The organism is Yoonia sp. I 8.24, assembly GCF_022096995.1.
Lineage (GTDB): Bacteria > Pseudomonadota > Alphaproteobacteria > Rhodobacterales > Rhodobacteraceae > Yoonia.
The window spans coordinates 332,510-348,026 of record NZ_JACXGQ010000001.1 but is presented as its reverse complement, the minus strand read 5'-3'; the positions used below and the strand labels follow the sequence as shown (position 1 = coordinate 348,026).

Here is a 15,517-nt window from a genome sequence, read left to right as displayed (position 1 = left end):
CCAGTAACGTGCCGCGACTTTAGGGCCCTATGGCCCCTGCGAATTAAAGGATTACGATATGAGACCTGCCGACCTGTTAATGCTCACGCTGATCTTTGGGATCATGTATTTTCTGCTTATCCGTCCGCAGCAACGCAAGATGAAAGAACACCAAGCGATGCTTGAAGCGCTGCGCCGTGGCGACCAGATCGTGACCCAAGGCGGCGTGAAGGGCAAAATTGTGAAGGTCAAAGACGACAACGAAGTTGAAGTCGAAATTGCGGCGGGCGTGAATGTCCGCATTGTGACCTCTACGATCACAACTGTTTTGAACAAAACCGAACCGGCGAAATCCTAACCGCCGAAGGGCCGCGTCATGCTGAATTTTTCCTTTACCAAACAGTTCCTGATTTGGGGCACTGTGGTTCTGGGCTTGCTGTTTGCAATGCCAAATGCGTTTTACACGCGGGTTGAAACACATAATGACGCGGTTGCGATCATCGAAGGTGGGCAGTCCAATGACGCGCTTGCCGCTGATGCGGCGCAATGGCCGGGTTTCTTGCCCTCGGGTCTTGTGAACCTCGGGCTTGATCTGCGCGGCGGTGCGCATTTGCTGGTCGAGGTGCAGCTTGCCGATGTGCAAGCCACGTACCTTGAAGGGTTCTGGCCAAACGTGCGTGACGCGCTGGCAGCCGAACGCGATACTATCGGCTTTGTAACCCGCGATGATAGTCCCGCTGATGAATTGCGCGTACGCATTTCGCAACAAGCGGGCGCCGCACGCGCACTTGAAATCGTACGTGGCTTGGGCCAACCCGTCACATCGCTGACGGGCGCTGCTGGTAGCAACTTGGATGTGTCCATCAATGGTCCTGTGCTGACAGTAAAGCTGAGCGCAGCAGAAATCGCCGCGATGAATGACCGCACGATGGCGCAAACGCTTGAGATCGTGCGCCGCCGGATCGACGAATCTGGTACACGCGAACCCACTATTCAACGCCAAGGTAGCGACCGCGTACTGATCCAAGTGCCGGGCGTGGGGTCGGCGCAAGAGGTGATCGATCTGATTGGGACCACCGCACAGCTGACGTTTAACGCTGTTCTAGGCAGCACGACCGATCCAGGGCAATCGCCGGGCACGGGCAATATTCTTGCACCAGATGCGGAAAATGAAGGGGTGTTCTATATCCTTGAAAAGCGTTCGGTTGTGACAGGCGAAGATCTTGAAAATGCGCAGCTTGATTTTGACCAAAACGGTGCACCTGCAGTGGCATTTCGGTTTAACACATCAGCGGCCCGCGATTTTGGGGATTACACGCTAGAAAACATCGGATCGCTTTTCGCGATTGTGCTGGATGGCGAAGTGATTTCTGCGCCGCGCATCAACAGCCATATTCCGGGCGGCTCTGGGATAATTTCGGGTAGTTTCTCGGTTGAAGAGGCTACGAACCTTGCGATTTTGCTACGTGCGGGGGCCTTGCCTGCGGATTTAACTGTGCTTGAAGAGCGTACAGTTGGCCCCGAGTTGGGCCAAGACAGCATCGATGCCGGTAAGGTGGCTTGTATCGTCGCAGGCATCGCGATCCTTGTGTTTATGGTGCTGAGCTATGGTCTGTTCGGTGTCTTCGCCAATATCGCGTTGATTATCAACGTTGGGCTGATTTTCGGCCTGCTGTCGATCATTGGGGCCACGCTGACCCTGCCGGGGATTGCAGGGATCGTGCTGACCATCGGGATGGCCGTGGATGCCAATGTGATCATCTTTGAACGGATCCGCGAAGAATTGAAATCGGCCAAAGGGGCCGCACGCGCGGTTGAACTGGGCTATGAAAAAGCGTTGTCATCCATCGTTGACGCGAACATCACCACGTTCATGACTGCCGTGATCTTGTTCGTCTTCGGCTCTGGTCCGGTGTCTGGCTTTGCTGTGACGCTTGGCTTTGGCATTTTGACATCGGTCTTTACGGCCATTTTTGTGACCCGCTCGCTGATCGCGATTTACTTCGCGCGTGCCCGTCCTAAGACAATCGAGGTTTAACATGCGCCTGAAACTCGTTCGCGAAAACATCAACATCGATTTCTTTAGCAAGGCCCGGATTTGGCTGGGTATCTCGTTGGTCATGATGGTCGTTGCCTTGGGGTCATTCCTGATCCAAGGGCTGGCCTTTGGGATCGATTTCCAAGGTGGGACAAGCATCCGCACCCAATCCGAAGTATCCGTTGACGTCGCCGCCTACCGGTCGGCGCTTGAACCGCTTGGCCTTGGCGATGTGTCAATTGCCGAAGTCAACGACCCAAGTTTTGACGACAATCAACACGTCGCAATGGTCCGCATTCAAGCCCAAGAGGGCGATGAGCGGATTGCTTCGGAAACAATTCAGGCAGTTCAATTTGCGCTAGGTGCTATGCTTAGCAGCCAAACGCTATTGACGGTTGAGGCGGACAGTTCGCTTCTAGAGGTTATGACTACTGCCGCGCAAGCCGAACTGGCTTCTGCAGAGGTAACTGTCCAACCGACAGGGCTTGTTATTGCTATGCCCAATGGAACAACTCTTGACCAAGTTGATGGTGTCGAGCTTGCAGTGAAATCAGCGGGAACTGTCGTTTCTGTAAAGCGTTCCTTTGACAACATTAGCTTCCCTTCCATCGAATCCGTTGGTCCCAAAGTATCAGGCGAATTGATCAACACGGCGATCTTGGCCGTGACCTTGGCCGTGGCGGCGATCCTTTTGTATATTTGGATGCGGTTCGAATGGCAGTTTGCAGTCGGTGCGGTTTTGGCATTGGTGCATGATGTTTTGCTGACCATCGGGATCTTCTCGGAATTGCAGATCAAATTTGATCTCGCGATTATCGCGGCACTACTGACCATTGTTGGCTATTCGATCAACGATACCGTGATTGTGTTTGACCGGGTGCGTGAAAACCTGCGTAAATATAAGCAAAAGGACCTCAAAGAGGTGCTGAACTTGTCAATCAACGAGACACTGGCGCGGACATTGATGACATCGGTGACAACACTGCTCGCGCTGGTTTCGCTCTACGTGCTGGGCGGGGACGTGATCCGCGGCTTTGTCTTTGCGATGATCTGGGGCGTTGTGATTGGCACCTATTCATCGATCTTTGTGGCTTCGACAGTCTTGCTGATCTTGGGCGTCAAACGCGATTGGTCTAAGAAAGACCCAAGCGCGGGCACTCGTTACGCCCATATCGATAACTAAGGATCGCCCATGCGCCTAAATGAAATCAGCTATGATAACGCGGCCCCGGTCGACGGCTATGGCGCTGGTTTCTTTCGCATAGGGGGCACCCGGTTTGATGGCCCGATTGCGGCCTTTGCAACGGGTGTTCAGCCTTGGGGCGGCTATGACGACACCGCCACATTGATTGCGCAGGCTGATACATTGGACGTGCTCTTTGTCGGCACAGGGGCCGAGATTGCACATCTGCCAACCGATTTTCGCACCGCACTTGAAGACGCTGGGATCGGGGTAGAGGCCATGGCGTCACCTGCCGCTTGCCGCACTTACAATGTGCTTTTGTCCGAAGGGCGCCGCATCGCTGTCGCCCTGATCCCCGTATGATGTTGCGCGTCACAAATGTGACCTGCGCACGCGGTGGGATTCCAGTGCTCAGCGATGTGAGCTTTGAGGTGATCGCAGGCCAGGCGCTGGTCCTGCGCGGCCCCAATGGGATCGGCAAAACGACATTGCTGCGCACGCTCGCAGGGTTGCAACCCGCCTTGGCAGGCGATGTTGACGCAGACGTGGATGATCTGGCCTATGCAAGCCATGCCGATGGGATCAAAACAGCGCTCAGCGTGACCGAAAACCTAAAATTCTGGGCTGATGTCTATGGCAATCCCGTGCCTGATACGATCTGGGAGGCCTTCGATCTGGCCGATTTGCAGGACCGTATCGCAGGCACATTGTCCGCAGGGCAAAAGCGGCGTCTTGGGCTGGCGCGGCTGGGCGTGATTGGGCGCAAAATTCTGTTTTTGGATGAACCAACGGTGTCGTTGGATGGGTTTTCAGTCAAGCTTTTTGCGAAATGGCTGCAAGATACCCATCTTGCGGGCGGCGGCATCGCAGTGATCGCCACACATATCGATCTGGGGATTGATGCGCCCGAGCTTGATTTGACCCCGTTCAAGGCTGACCTGAATTTCGGCGGTGGCGCAGACGAGGCTTTCTTGTGATCGCTTTGCTGCTGCGCGACTTACGGCTAGCGGTGCGCGCGGGCGGCGGATTTGGGCTGGGGCTCGCGTTTTTTCTGATTGTTATCATTCTGGTCCCGTTTGGGGTTGGGCCGCAGGTGGATTTGCTGACACGCATCGCGCCGGGGATATTGTGGGTTGCGTCATTGCTGGCGGCGCTTTTGTCGCTCGACCGGATATTCGCGCTCGACTTTGAGGATGGATCGCTCGGGCTCTTGGCAACCTCACCACTACCGCTTGAAGGGGCGGCGTTGATGAAGGCGCTCGCGCATTGGATCACAACCGGACTGCCGTTGACGCTCGTGGCACCTGCGCTTGGGTTCTTGTTGTCGCTGGCGCCAGAGGCTTACAGCTATCTTCTGCTTTCGCTCCTTTTGGGGACGCCCGCGCTGTCGATGATCGGCACCTTTGGTGCAGCGCTGACGGTGGGGCTGCGGCGTGGTGGTTTGCTTTTGTCGCTGCTTGTCTTGCCATTATATGTGCCCACGTTGATATTCGGGGCAGAAGCCGTGCGGCGCGGCGCTGACGGGCTGGACGCGACAGGCGCGCTGATCTTACTGGGCACGATCACCGCTGGATGCTTTGCGTTGCTGCCATTTGCGACTGCGGCCACATTACGCATGAATCTGCGTTGAAGGCGCGCATGGGGCAGGGTAGGTAAATAGTATGTCGTTTTGGGAATATGCAAATCCGAAGAAATTTATGGGCTGGACCGCACCCGTTCTTCCATATGTTTTTGGGGCGGCTGCGCTGTGCCTGACAATTGGGCTGATTTGGGGGTTCTTCTTTACGCCTGACGATTTCCGGCAAGGATCAACAGTCAAAATCATCTACCTGCATGTGCCGGCTGCGACGATGGCAACAGGCACTTGGTTCATGATGCTTGCTGCCTCGCTGATTTGGGTCGTGCGACGCCATCACGTTTCCGCACTTGCCGCGCGCGCCGCCGCGCCAATTGGACTGACGATGACATTAATCGGATTGCTGACAGGCGCGATTTGGGGACAACCGATGTGGGGCACCTATTGGGCGTGGGACCCGCGATTGACGTCATTTTTGATCCTATTCCTGTTCTACCTTGGCTATATCGCCATGTGGGAAGCGATCGAGGATCCCGACACCGCCGCCGATTTGACCTCTGTGCTGTGCATGGTGGGATCGGTCTTTGCCATCCTGTCGCGCTATGCGGTGAATTTCTGGAACCAAGGGCTGCACCAAGGCGCGTCGCTGTCGCTAGATGCCGAAGAACACGTGTCTGATGTGTTCTGGCAACCGCTGGTGATCTGTATCGTGGGGTTTGTGCTATTGTTCGTTGGTCTCGTGCTGATGCGCACCCGTACCGAAATCCGCGCCCGACGCATCCGGGCCCTAGAAGCGAGGGCGCGTCGTGCCTGATTTAGGAAAATATGCTGTTGAAGTCTTGGCCGCCTACGGGGTGAGCCTTGGGCTGTTGGCCGTGCTGATCCTGCTGAGCTGGCGGCGGTCCGTGCGTATGCGCACCGCATTGGAACGGATTGAAAACAATGGCTAAAATATCGCCGCTTGTAATTTTACCGCCGGTCATCTTTGCGGGGCTTGCGGGTATGTTTGCCGTCAGCATGATGCAGGGGAATTCTGACGAGTTGCCATCGACTTTCATCGGGCAGCAAGCGCCTGCCGTCCCATTGGAGGCGGTATCAGGCACCACGCAACTCACCGATGCGGACCTGCGGGCTGGTGAGATCACAATCGTGAATTTCTGGGCCAGCTGGTGCCCACCGTGCCGTGCTGAGCACCCAAAACTGCTAGAACTGGCCGAAGAAGGCTACCGTATCGCAGGCGTCAATTTTCGCGACCAACAGGATCACGCGTCGACATATCTGACCGATTACGAAGACCCGTTTTTCGCCACAGGGTTTGACCTGCGGGGCCGGATCGCAATTGACTGGGGCGTCACCGCGCCGCCGGAAACCTTCATCGTCGATGGGGATGGAACGGTTTTGTTCCGCTTTGTCGGGCCGCTGGTCGGGTCAGATTATGAGCAGCGGTTTTTGCCGGCGTTGATGGACGCGGTGGAGTAGACTTCCTGATCTCCATTTGGAACGTCCCACCCGGACGATAGGCCGGGTAGCGCCCGAACCGCCCCAACGGGCGGGCGCTCTGCTGCCCACCATTCGGTTCTGGCGTTACCGGTCGTGGCTGCATGGCAAGCAAGAAACCACACCCGCTTTTGTGCGTGGTTACGTCGCTTTCGCCAAGTTGCGCAGCACATAGTGCAACACGCCGCCGTTTTCGACGTACTCAATTTCGACCGCCGTATCGATCCGGCATTTGACGGTGATGTCTTTGGTTGAACCGTCGGCCATTGTGATGTTGGCGGTCAATTCTTGCAGCGGTTTAACTGTATCAAGGCCCGTGATAGTGACGGTTTCTTCGCCGGTCAGACCCAGTGTTTTGCGGGTGTCGCCGCCGGTGAATTCAAAAGGTACGACGCCCATGCCAACAAGGTTCGACCGGTGAATGCGTTCAAAGCTTTCGCAAATCACAGCCTTCACGCCGAGCAACGATGTACCTTTTGCCGCCCAATCACGGGACGACCCCGCGCCATACTGTTCACCCCCAAAGATCACGAGCGGTGTGCCAGTCGCCTGATGCGCCATTGCGGCATCAAAGATAGAGGTTTGCGCGCCGTCGGGCCCTTTTGTGTAGCCGCCTTCAACGCCGTCGAGCATTTCGTTTTTGATGCGAATATTAGCAAATGTGCCGCGCATCATGACTTCGTGGTTGCCCCGACGCGAGCCGTAAGAGTTGAATTCACGCACAGGCACCTGACGGTCGATCAGATATTGCCCTGCAGGGGTGGTGTCTTTGAACGATCCGGCGGGGCTGATGTGGTCGGTCGTGACCATATCACCCAACACCGCGAGCACTTTGGCGTTTTCAACATCGGCGATCTTGCCTGCGTCCTTAGACATGCCTTGGAAATAGGGCGGGTTTTGCACATAGGTTGAAGCAGCGGGCCAATCGTAGGTCTCTGACCCGGTTGTTTCCACGGCCTGCCATTTATCGTCGCCTTTGAAGACGTCCGCGTATTTGCTGATAAAGGCTTCGCGAGTGACTGTTTTTTCGACAATCTCGTTGATTTCGGCTGAGCTGGGCCAGATATCTTTGAGGTAAACATCATTGCCGTTTTTGTCTTGCGCGATGGGGTCTTTGGCCAGGTCGATATCCATTGTGCCTGCCAATGCATAGGCGACGACAAGCGGCGGTGACGCCAGATAGTTGGCGCGTACGTCTGGCGAAATGCGCCCTTCAAAGTTCCGGTTGCCTGACAGCACAGATGTCGCGACCAGATCGCCTGTCGCGATGGCATCCGACAGTTCTTTTTGGATCGGGCCAGAGTTGCCGATACAGGTCGTGCAGCCATATCCGACAAGGTTAAAGCCAATTTTATCAAGATCCTCTTGCAGGCCTGCGGCCTCTAGGTATTCAGACACAACTTGGCTGCCGGGGGCGAGCGATGTCTTGACCCATGGCTTACGGTCAAGCCCAAGTGCTGCGGCCTTACGAGCGACCAGCCCCGCGCCAATCATGACATATGGGTTGGATGTATTGGTGCAAGATGTGATTGACGCAATCACAACGTCGCCAGATGAAAGCGTATAATCTTCACCTGCGACAGCGACCTCTTTGTCCATCGGGCGCTGAAAGGTTTCTGCCATTTCTTTTTGGAAAGCCGTTTTTGCGTCAGTCAGGGCGACGTAATCCTGCGGCCGTTTCGGGCCGGAAATCGCAGGAACGATTGTCCCCATATCGAGATGCAATTTATCTGTGTAGATCGGGCTATAATCCGCATCGCGCCAAAATCCGTTTTCTTTGGCGTAAGCTTCGACCAAGGCGATCCGGTCTTCGTCGCGCCCAGTGTTGCGCAGGTAACGCAGCGTTTCACTATCGATTGGGAAAAAGCCACATGTCGCGCCATATTCAGGCGCCATATTGGCGATAGTCGCGCGATCCGCCAACGGCAAACGGTCCAGACCCTCGCCGAAGAATTCAACGAATTTGCCAACGACGCCCAGTTCACGCAACATTTCCACGACCTTGAGAACCAAATCGGTGCCCGTGGTGCCTTCGACCATCTCGCCGGTCAGCTCAAAACCGACGACTTCTGGGATCAGCATTGAAACCGGCTGACCAAGCATGGCCGCCTCGGCTTCGATCCCGCCGACGCCCCAACCTAGAACGGCAAGGCCGTTGACCATAGTCGTGTGCGAATCTGTCCCGACAAGCGTATCTGGATAGGCGACTTCGACGCCGTCTTGGTCGGTATCTGTCCAAACCGTCTGCGCCAGGTATTCAAGGTTAACTTGGTGACAGATCCCTGTGCCCGGCGGCACCACGCGAAAGTTGCTAAACGCGCTTTGACCCCATTTCAGGAACTGATACCGTTCCATATTGCGTTCATATTCGCGGTCGACGTTCATTTGAAACGCACGTGGGTTGCCAAATTCATCAATCATAACAGAGTGATCAATGACCAAATCCACAGGGTTGAGCGGGTTAATCTGCTGGGCGTCCCCCCCAAGTGCCACAATTCCATCGCGCATCGCGGCAAGATCAACAACAGCGGGCACGCCCGTGAAATCTTGCATCAGGACACGGGCAGGGCGGTAGGCGATTTCACGCGGGTTTTTCCCGCCATTGTCGGCCCATTCAGAAAACGCTTTGATGTCATCGACGGATACAGAAAACCCACCGTCTTCAAAACGTAGCAGGTTTTCGAGCACGACTTTCAACGCCGCCGGAAGTTTCGAAAAATCGCCTAAACCCGCGGCTTGTGCCGCTGGAATTGAGTAATAAGCAACGGATTGATCCCCAACGGTAAGGGTTTTACGGGTTTTGGCTGTATCTGCGCCGACTGTGATCGTCATGGCTATCCCTTTCATGGCGGAAGCTGTGTAAGGCTATGAAGATGATTTATGCATCATGGTGTGCTGCGATCAAGAGGGGGGCAGCGGTGATTTTTAGGCGTATACAACCATAGCGTTTTTCGGTTGTTGCAACTGAAACATACATAACAAACTGTTCGCAATTCATTGATTGGTCATTACAGCCGGGCCGGGCTACACCAAATTGCAGATAGTATCGGGATGTAGAATGTTTAGAACTTTATCGGGAATTGCGGTTTGTGGATTCATGTTGGCAGCACCAATTGCTGCGCAGGCGGAACCCGTTGTCATTGAACTCTACACGTCGCAGGGCTGTTCATCTTGCCCGCCAGCTGATGCATTGCTTCATGATTTGGCTAAGCGTAGCGATGTCATCGCATTAGCGTTGCATGTTGATTATTGGGATTACATTGGCTGGGCTGATAGCTTTGCAAACCCCGAATACACCGCGCGCCAACATGCGTATGCGCGCGCTGCACATGCCGCCACTGTCTATACCCCTCAAATGATTGTTGGCGGCGTAGACCACGTGATAGGGTCGCGGCCGATGCAGGTGATGGATCTCATACAAGCGCATAGTCAGAAAGAGTATCCGGTTTCTGTGACGCTCACGCGGGCTGATGATTATATCGAAATTTCTGCGACGGCCAGTCAAGAGGGCGATTATGTCTTTGAAATCGTGCGATATACGCCGCAGGCAAGTGTCGATATTCGTCGGGGCGAAAACGCGGGTAGACAATTGACCTATTCAAATATCGTGACGGATTTTGATCAGGTCGCGGAATGGGACGGGGCGGGCGTGATGACCATTCGTGCGGCAGCCCCAGGCGACGATCCGGTCGCAGTGTTGGTTCAGCGGGCCGGGTATGGGCCGATCGTGGGTGCAGCGCAGCTGCGCTAGGATTTCCCACGCGCTTTCCAACGCCGATGCACCCAAAACCATTGTGCCGGATCTCGTGCGATCTGCGCCTCTAGCCGTGCGGTCATTTCCGTCATCATTTGTTCGGGGCTTGCAAGGGTGATCGGGGCTTCGACCTCAACCGCGAAAGAAAGCCCGTCGGGTTGGCGAATGCCGAAATAGGGGATAACGACTGCGTTCATACGCAGCGCAATATCAGCGGCCGAGGTGGCCGTATGTGCGGGGTGCCCCAGAAACGGCAGGCTGATCCCTTTGGCTGAAACGTCAAACAGCAAAGTTCCCATTCCGCCGGATTTCAGGTGCCGCGCGAACCCCATCGTGCCGCGCCGCCCTTGTTCGAAAACGGGCCCGCCCCATGAGGTCATGGTTTTCGCGTAATGGGAGTTAAAATAGGGGTTTAGCATCGGACGGTAAAGCCCGCCAATCGTGTAGCCCATGTTGGTTAGTACCTGACGCGGGGCTTCGTGGTTGCCATAATGGGCGGTGACAAACATCACTGGGCGTTGATCGGATGCGGCCTTTTCAACCGCTGCCAAGCCCGCTCCAGTGGGTGTTGTTCCCGCCAAACGATCGGAAAACTCTTTCCATGCATAGTTTTCGATCAGCGTGCGCCCAAAATTGTCGCAGCAATCTCGTGCAATCTGTTGGCGCTGACTGACCGTCATTTCGGGGTAAATCATCGCAAGGTTTGCTTCTGCACGTTTACGGTATCCCGCGAGCGGGGCGATTGCACCGCTTAGCGCGCGCCCCATCGCAGGCACCCGTGTTTCATAGGGCAGTCGCAGCAACGTACCGATCAACCCTCGCAGAACACGGTCTGCGACCCAATCGACATTGGTGCCTTGGGAGGATTTGCGCCGAGTCATTTGCGGCCTATAAACGCGTGAGGAATCATCGGGCAAGAATAGGGCTAATCCCTAGGGCCTGTCCACGCGCTATTCATCCTCGTCGTCATCCTCGTCCGGGTCAATCAAGGTAATAACGCCGCTTTCCGCCATTTCGCGGATCGCCGTGGTGATGGCTGACATCGCTGCCTCTGCATCTGCTTTTTTGATGCGCCCCATCTCTTCGGCGTCTTCGCGCATTTGTCCGGCCATACGTTGTGACACGCTGCCAAGAATAAATTCGGCCGAGGCCACGATCGGCGCATCCCCGGCAAGGCCGGCAGCAATGGCGCGCGTCAAGACTTCGGCATCGACAGAACGAATGCAGCTGGGGATATCGGTGGGTTTGACGCGCGGCGCGATGTCTTTAAATGTAAAGATCGCTTTGCGGACATCGCTTGCGAAATCAGGGTCCGTTTCGCCCAGTGAGGTCAGCACATCTTCGCGCGTGTCCGTGATGGTCGAATTCAAGATCGCGCCCAATCGTTGCACGGGGGGTTTTTCAAACGCAGGTTTTGCAGGTTGCCCATAGTCTTGGGCCAGTGATGCGCCAATACGGCGGACGGCATCCGGCGAGATTTCAGATGTCAGCGACATTGCGTAAGTGATCCGCCTTGCCCGTTCACCCGGCGTTTGCGTTAAGACCTCTGCTGCTTTGCCAACCTGTAGTTTTGATAGGGCGATGGCGCAAATTTCGATGCTTTCGCGGGTCATGATATCCACCAGCCGTTCAATCGAAAGTTCGGCGACCGTGGGCCAATGATCACCGTTGCGTACGCTTTCCATCTGAGCGCGCAACCGTTCCGCCAAAGAGGGGCTGAGGTGATCAGACAGGGCTGCAATGGCCCCGTCGCGCGAACCCGGGGCCGACAGACCGATGGCGTCGAGCTGTGCGGTGAATTCAGCCGCGACATCCGCGACCGTATCACGATCAACCAGTTTTATGGCGCCCAACTCGTTCGTTAAAACTTCTTGAAGTGATTCGGGTAGCTGAGACAACGACAGGTTGCCCCCGTCGCTGATCATCATTTGAACGATCATTGCGGCCTTACGTCGGCGGGTTAGTGCCGAAGCGGCAGGGGTATCAAAATGCATACTCATTCCCACACTCTATGGAGTGGGGGTAAATGAAAGGTTAGAAACCCAGCTTACGATCCCGGGTGTGTGAACGAAATCGACATGTTTTTTAGGTCCTGAATGGTCTCTGGCGTTAGATGTGCTTGGTCTGCTGTCGATTTGTGTAAATAGTTGACTTTACTTTGAATAATTTCGATTTCGGCGTCGGAAAATTCCCGGTCTGCGCGTGCGCAGCCACAAATACTGATGCTATCATCAAATTTTACAGCACAAACGAGGCCATATGGCATGCCATGTTCTGAGGCTTTCTTTAGAACACCAGAAGGGTCATCAAGTTCTGACCAGCGACAGCTTCCAGTATTTTCGAATCCCCATGCAACCATTGGATCCGACATGACCAGACCGTTTTGCGAATAGTAGTCCAACCATGCTTTTGGATATGTTTGGAACATAAATTTGGGTGTTGTGTAGGCGATATGAAAACCGAGTGCATAACCAGCAGGCGCGAGTTCACCAAGTTCTTCCAGAACTTCGCTAATTTCATATTGTGTTTGCGACATGATTTAACTCGCTTTCCAGTTGCCAAGGGCTACAATATCGCAATACTACTATACGAAGTACCGCATTTTAGCATTCTACAGATAACAGTGGTGCAGCAACAAGACCTTAAAAAAATAGTTTGAGGCTCGGGGAATAAGAATGTCGACGTTGATGGGGCCAGACGAAATAGAGCAGCTTGCTCCGTCTGGGTATTATATCGCACTTCGGATTGGCTTTGCCTTTCCGATGGAGGAGGTGAATGCATTTCCTGCCGAGTGGGTGCATCACTACACAACCCAAAGGTTTATGCTTTTTGATCCGGCTGTTAGGTGGGCATTCGGCAATACCGGGATATGCCGCTGGAGCGATTTGCCGCTCGATGACCCCAAGCGTATTATTGCGCAGGCTAAGACATTTGGAATGCGTTTCGGAGTCACCGTATCCGTCTTTGATGGGAACATAGATGCCCAACGTTCGTTCGCTTCTTTTACCCGTGGGGACCGTGAGTATAGCGATCTCGAGGCGAAATTGCTCAAGGCGCTGCTTGCCCGCCGGCACAATGAGACCGCCCCACCAACGAATTTGACTCGTGCAGAACTTGAAGCATTGGGCATGGTCAAGGACGGCAAGCGGCTCAAGGAAATCGCCTTTGAGTTGAGTGTGAGCGAGGGCGCCGTGAAGCAGCGTCTTAAAAATGCAAAGCTGAAATTGGGTGCCAAAACAGGCACGCAAGCAGCGGCACTTGCGAACCAGTACGGGCTTATCTGAGTACTACCTGTCGTTTTTTTCTTACTTATATAAAATTTGACGCTAATTTGAAATAGGCACGGCCTTCGTGACAATTAGCAGATGTAATTTGGCGACTAGATCGCTTATCGGTAGAGAGAAAACACCATGGAAAATATTTCGTTCAGTTTCGCGCAGCTTCACCAGTACGGCACAGCATTTTATGAATTTCTTGCGCTGCGCAAGCAATTCTTCGTAGACCAGCTTGGCTGGCAGATTCCACACGATGACACTGTTGAGATGGATCAATATGACAACCCAAATGCACATTATTCACTGGTTTTGCGTGACGGTAAAGTCATCGGCGGGATGCGAGCGATGTCGACGACGGCTCAATGGGGTTCACATACCTATATGTTGGGCGATGCAGTTGCGGGCAAATTGATTGGTATTCCAGAAGATATTATCGACATCTCAACTGTGACACCCGATGTATGGGAAGCGACGCGCGTGGTTATTTCCGATGAGGTCACAACGCAAGCCGAGCGGGCAGAATGCTTGGGGTTGGTGCTGGATGGAGTCGTCAAACAGACAAAAGCGCACGGTGGGACCGAGATTATCGCACTGTGCCCGCCGGTATTTTCCAGAACGTTACGTCAACTTGGTTATGATGTGGAGCTTATTGGTGACTCGTATGTGAATTGCCACGATGAACGCCGCTATGTCGCGATGAGCATGCCAGCCAAACCGCGTCGTCAAAAAGCAGCCGTTGTTGCGCGCCCAGCCAAGGCGACAAGCGGTGCGCCGGTCGCCGCGGTTCATGCGCCATCTGTGAGTTAGGTATTTGTTGCGGCCGGAAAGGATGATTTCCTAACCGACCGCAAAGGCTTAGCTGTCGCCAAAGACCCGCTTAAAGATCGTTTCGACGTGTTTGGTGTGATAGCCGAGGTCGAATTTTTCTTTGATTTCATCGGCAGATAGCGCAGCAAGCACATCTGCGTCGCCTAACAGCTCGGTTTGGAAGTCTTTGCCTTGCTCCCAGACTTTCATCGCGTTGCGTTGCACTAGCTTATAGGCATCTTCGCGGCTGACACCTGCTTGGGTCAGTGCAAGAAGGACGCGCTGTGACATTACGAGCCCACGGAATTTGTTCATGTTGGCCAACATGTTGTCTGGGTAGATCACCAGCTTTTCGATGACGCCTGCTAAACGGTGCAGGGCGAAATCCAATGTGACCGTTGTGTCGGGGCCAATTGCGCGTTCCACGGACGAATGGCTGATGTCGCGTTCATGCCATAGGGCCACGTTTTCCATAGCTGGGACAACTGACATGCGCACCAAACGGGCAAGCCCTGTCAGGTTTTCGGTAAGAACAGGGTTGCGTTTGTGTGGCATCGCGGAAGATCCCTTTTGGCCCTTTGAGAAAAACTCTTCGGCTTCAAGGACTTCGGTGCGTTGCATGTGGCGCACTTCGGTTGCGATGTTTTCAATGGATGATGCGATTACGCCCAGCGTGGCAAAGAACATGGCGTGGCGGTCACGCGGGATGACTTGTGTGCTGATCGGCTCTGGGGAGAGGCCCAGTTTTTCACACACATGTTCTTCGACGGATGGGTCAATATTGGCGAATGTGCCGACCGCGCCCGAAATAGCACCCGTTGCGATTTCCGCGCGTGCGGCAACCAGACGCGCGCGGCCCCGGTCCATTTCCGCGTAGAAACGTGCAAAGGTTAGCCCCATTGTGGTTGGTTCTGCATGGATACCGTGGCTGCGGCCAATGCGGACGGTTTCTTTGTGCTCAATGGCGCGGGTTTTCAACGCAGTAAGAACGCGATCCATGCCAGACAAAAGCAGATCGGCGGCGCGTACAAGCTGCACGTTGAATGTCGTGTCAAGAACATCAGAAGATGTCATGCCTTGGTGCACAAAGCGCGCTTCGGTCGATCCGATATGTTCGGCCAGATGCGTCAGGAACGCGATCACGTCGTGCTTGGTGACGGCTTCGATTTCGTCGATGCGGGCCACATCAAATTCCACGTCCTTGGCTTTCCAAACGGCGGCAGCGCTTTCGGCAGGGATCACGCCGATCGCAGCTTGGGCGTCGCAGGCATAGGCCTCGATCTCGTACCAGATTTTGAATTTTGTGGCAGGGTCCCAGATGGCGGTCATTTCTGGGCGGGAATAGCGTGGAATCATGGGTGGCACCTTTCTTGGGGTGAGCAGCTATATTCCCCTGCGTCATAAGGGG

At 54.6% G+C, this 15,517-nt stretch carries 17 protein-coding genes; 12 read left to right on the top strand and 5 right to left on the bottom strand.

All coding sequences use genetic code 11. The annotated features are described in order from the left end of the window. The first annotated feature begins 58 nt into the window (after positions 1–58). Genes yajC through Yoon_RS01755 form a run of 9 tightly spaced genes read left to right on the top strand, consistent with a single transcriptional unit; the run spans position 59 to position 6,255 of the window. Positions 59–337, top strand: a complete 279-nt coding sequence (gene yajC, locus Yoon_RS01795) for a preprotein translocase subunit YajC (RefSeq protein WP_238109605.1) — start codon at positions 59–61, stop codon at positions 335–337. Between the two features lie 18 nt (positions 338–355). Continuing rightward, positions 356–2,017, top strand: a complete 1,662-nt coding sequence (gene secD / locus Yoon_RS01790; RefSeq protein ID WP_238109604.1) for a protein translocase subunit SecD — start codon at positions 356–358, stop codon at positions 2,015–2,017. A gap of 1 nt (position 2,018) precedes the next feature. Then, positions 2,019–3,200 (top strand): protein translocase subunit SecF, encoded by a 1,182-nt coding sequence (secF, locus tag Yoon_RS01785; RefSeq protein ID WP_238109603.1) that lies wholly within the window; start codon positions 2,019–2,021, stop codon positions 3,198–3,200. A 9-nt stretch (positions 3,201–3,209) separates the two neighbouring features. Then, positions 3,210–3,563, top strand: a complete 354-nt coding sequence (locus Yoon_RS01780; protein ID WP_238109602.1) for an Mth938-like domain-containing protein — start codon at positions 3,210–3,212, stop codon at positions 3,561–3,563. Then, complete coding sequence (gene ccmA, locus Yoon_RS01775) at positions 3,563–4,177, top strand: heme ABC exporter ATP-binding protein CcmA (protein WP_238109974.1); 615 nt, start codon at positions 3,563–3,565, stop codon at positions 4,175–4,177. The genes Yoon_RS01780 and ccmA overlap by 1 nt, the downstream gene beginning before the upstream one ends. Continuing rightward, a complete protein-coding gene (ccmB, locus tag Yoon_RS01770) occupies positions 4,174–4,830 on the top strand; it encodes a heme exporter protein CcmB (protein WP_238109601.1) in 657 nt (218 codons plus the stop codon). Before ccmA ends, ccmB begins: the two co-directional genes overlap by 4 nt. Before the next feature lie 31 nt (positions 4,831–4,861). Further along, entirely contained in the window at positions 4,862–5,590 is a 729-nt protein-coding gene (locus Yoon_RS01765; RefSeq protein ID WP_238109600.1) for a heme ABC transporter permease, read from the top strand. After that, the gene (gene ccmD, locus Yoon_RS01760) at positions 5,583–5,726 is read left to right on the top strand and encodes a heme exporter protein CcmD (RefSeq protein ID WP_238109599.1); all 144 of its coding nucleotides are present in this window, start codon (positions 5,583–5,585) and stop codon (positions 5,724–5,726) included. Before Yoon_RS01765 ends, ccmD begins: the two co-directional genes overlap by 8 nt. Next, positions 5,719–6,255, top strand: a complete 537-nt coding sequence (locus tag Yoon_RS01755; protein ID WP_238109597.1) for a DsbE family thiol:disulfide interchange protein — start codon at positions 5,719–5,721, stop codon at positions 6,253–6,255. Before ccmD ends, Yoon_RS01755 begins: the two co-directional genes overlap by 8 nt. 159 nt (positions 6,256–6,414) lie before the next feature. Here Yoon_RS01755 and acnA read toward each other — a convergent pair whose 3' ends face one another. Then, a complete protein-coding gene (acnA, locus tag Yoon_RS01750) occupies positions 6,415–9,105 on the bottom strand; it encodes an aconitate hydratase AcnA (protein WP_238109595.1) in 2,691 nt (896 codons plus the stop codon). Between the two features lie 265 nt (positions 9,106–9,370). On the opposite strand from acnA, the gene Yoon_RS01745 reads away from it, so the two are divergent. Next, positions 9,371–10,024, top strand: coding sequence for a thioredoxin family protein (locus Yoon_RS01745; protein WP_238109592.1), 654 nt, complete (start codon positions 9,371–9,373; stop codon positions 10,022–10,024). Here Yoon_RS01745 and Yoon_RS01740 read toward each other — a convergent pair. The 3 genes from Yoon_RS01740 to Yoon_RS01730 all read right to left on the bottom strand — a co-directional run bounded on the left by Yoon_RS01740 (position 10,021) and on the right by Yoon_RS01730 (position 12,563). Continuing rightward, positions 10,021–10,908 carry a lysophospholipid acyltransferase family protein gene (locus Yoon_RS01740; RefSeq protein WP_238109590.1) on the bottom strand — a complete coding sequence of 296 codons (888 nt, stop codon included), beginning with the start codon at positions 10,906–10,908 and terminating at the stop codon, positions 10,021–10,023. The genes Yoon_RS01745 and Yoon_RS01740 overlap by 4 nt on opposite strands. A 69-nt stretch (positions 10,909–10,977) precedes the next feature. Then, complete coding sequence (locus Yoon_RS01735) at positions 10,978–12,027, bottom strand: FliG C-terminal domain-containing protein (protein WP_238109588.1); 1,050 nt, start codon at positions 12,025–12,027, stop codon at positions 10,978–10,980. Positions 12,028–12,074: 47 nt separating this feature from the next. After that, positions 12,075–12,563 carry an autoinducer binding domain-containing protein gene (locus Yoon_RS01730; RefSeq protein WP_238109587.1) on the bottom strand — a complete coding sequence of 163 codons (489 nt, stop codon included), beginning with the start codon at positions 12,561–12,563 and terminating at the stop codon, positions 12,075–12,077. 139 nt (positions 12,564–12,702) lie between these two features. Here Yoon_RS01730 and Yoon_RS01725 point away from each other — a divergent pair, with 139 nt between their 5' ends. After that, on the top strand, positions 12,703–13,311 hold the full coding sequence (locus Yoon_RS01725; protein WP_238109586.1) for an autoinducer binding domain-containing protein: 609 nt from the start codon (positions 12,703–12,705) through the stop codon (positions 13,309–13,311). Positions 13,312–13,437: 126 nt separating this feature from the next. Next, positions 13,438–14,109 carry an acyl-homoserine-lactone synthase gene (locus tag Yoon_RS01720; RefSeq protein WP_238109585.1) on the top strand — a complete coding sequence of 224 codons (672 nt, stop codon included), beginning with the start codon at positions 13,438–13,440 and terminating at the stop codon, positions 14,107–14,109. Between the two features lie 48 nt (positions 14,110–14,157). Here the strand turns inward: Yoon_RS01720 and purB are convergent, their stop codons facing one another. After that, positions 14,158–15,465, bottom strand: coding sequence for an adenylosuccinate lyase (purB, locus tag Yoon_RS01715; protein WP_238109584.1), 1,308 nt, complete (start codon positions 15,463–15,465; stop codon positions 14,158–14,160). Positions 15,466–15,517 lie beyond the last annotated feature (52 nt).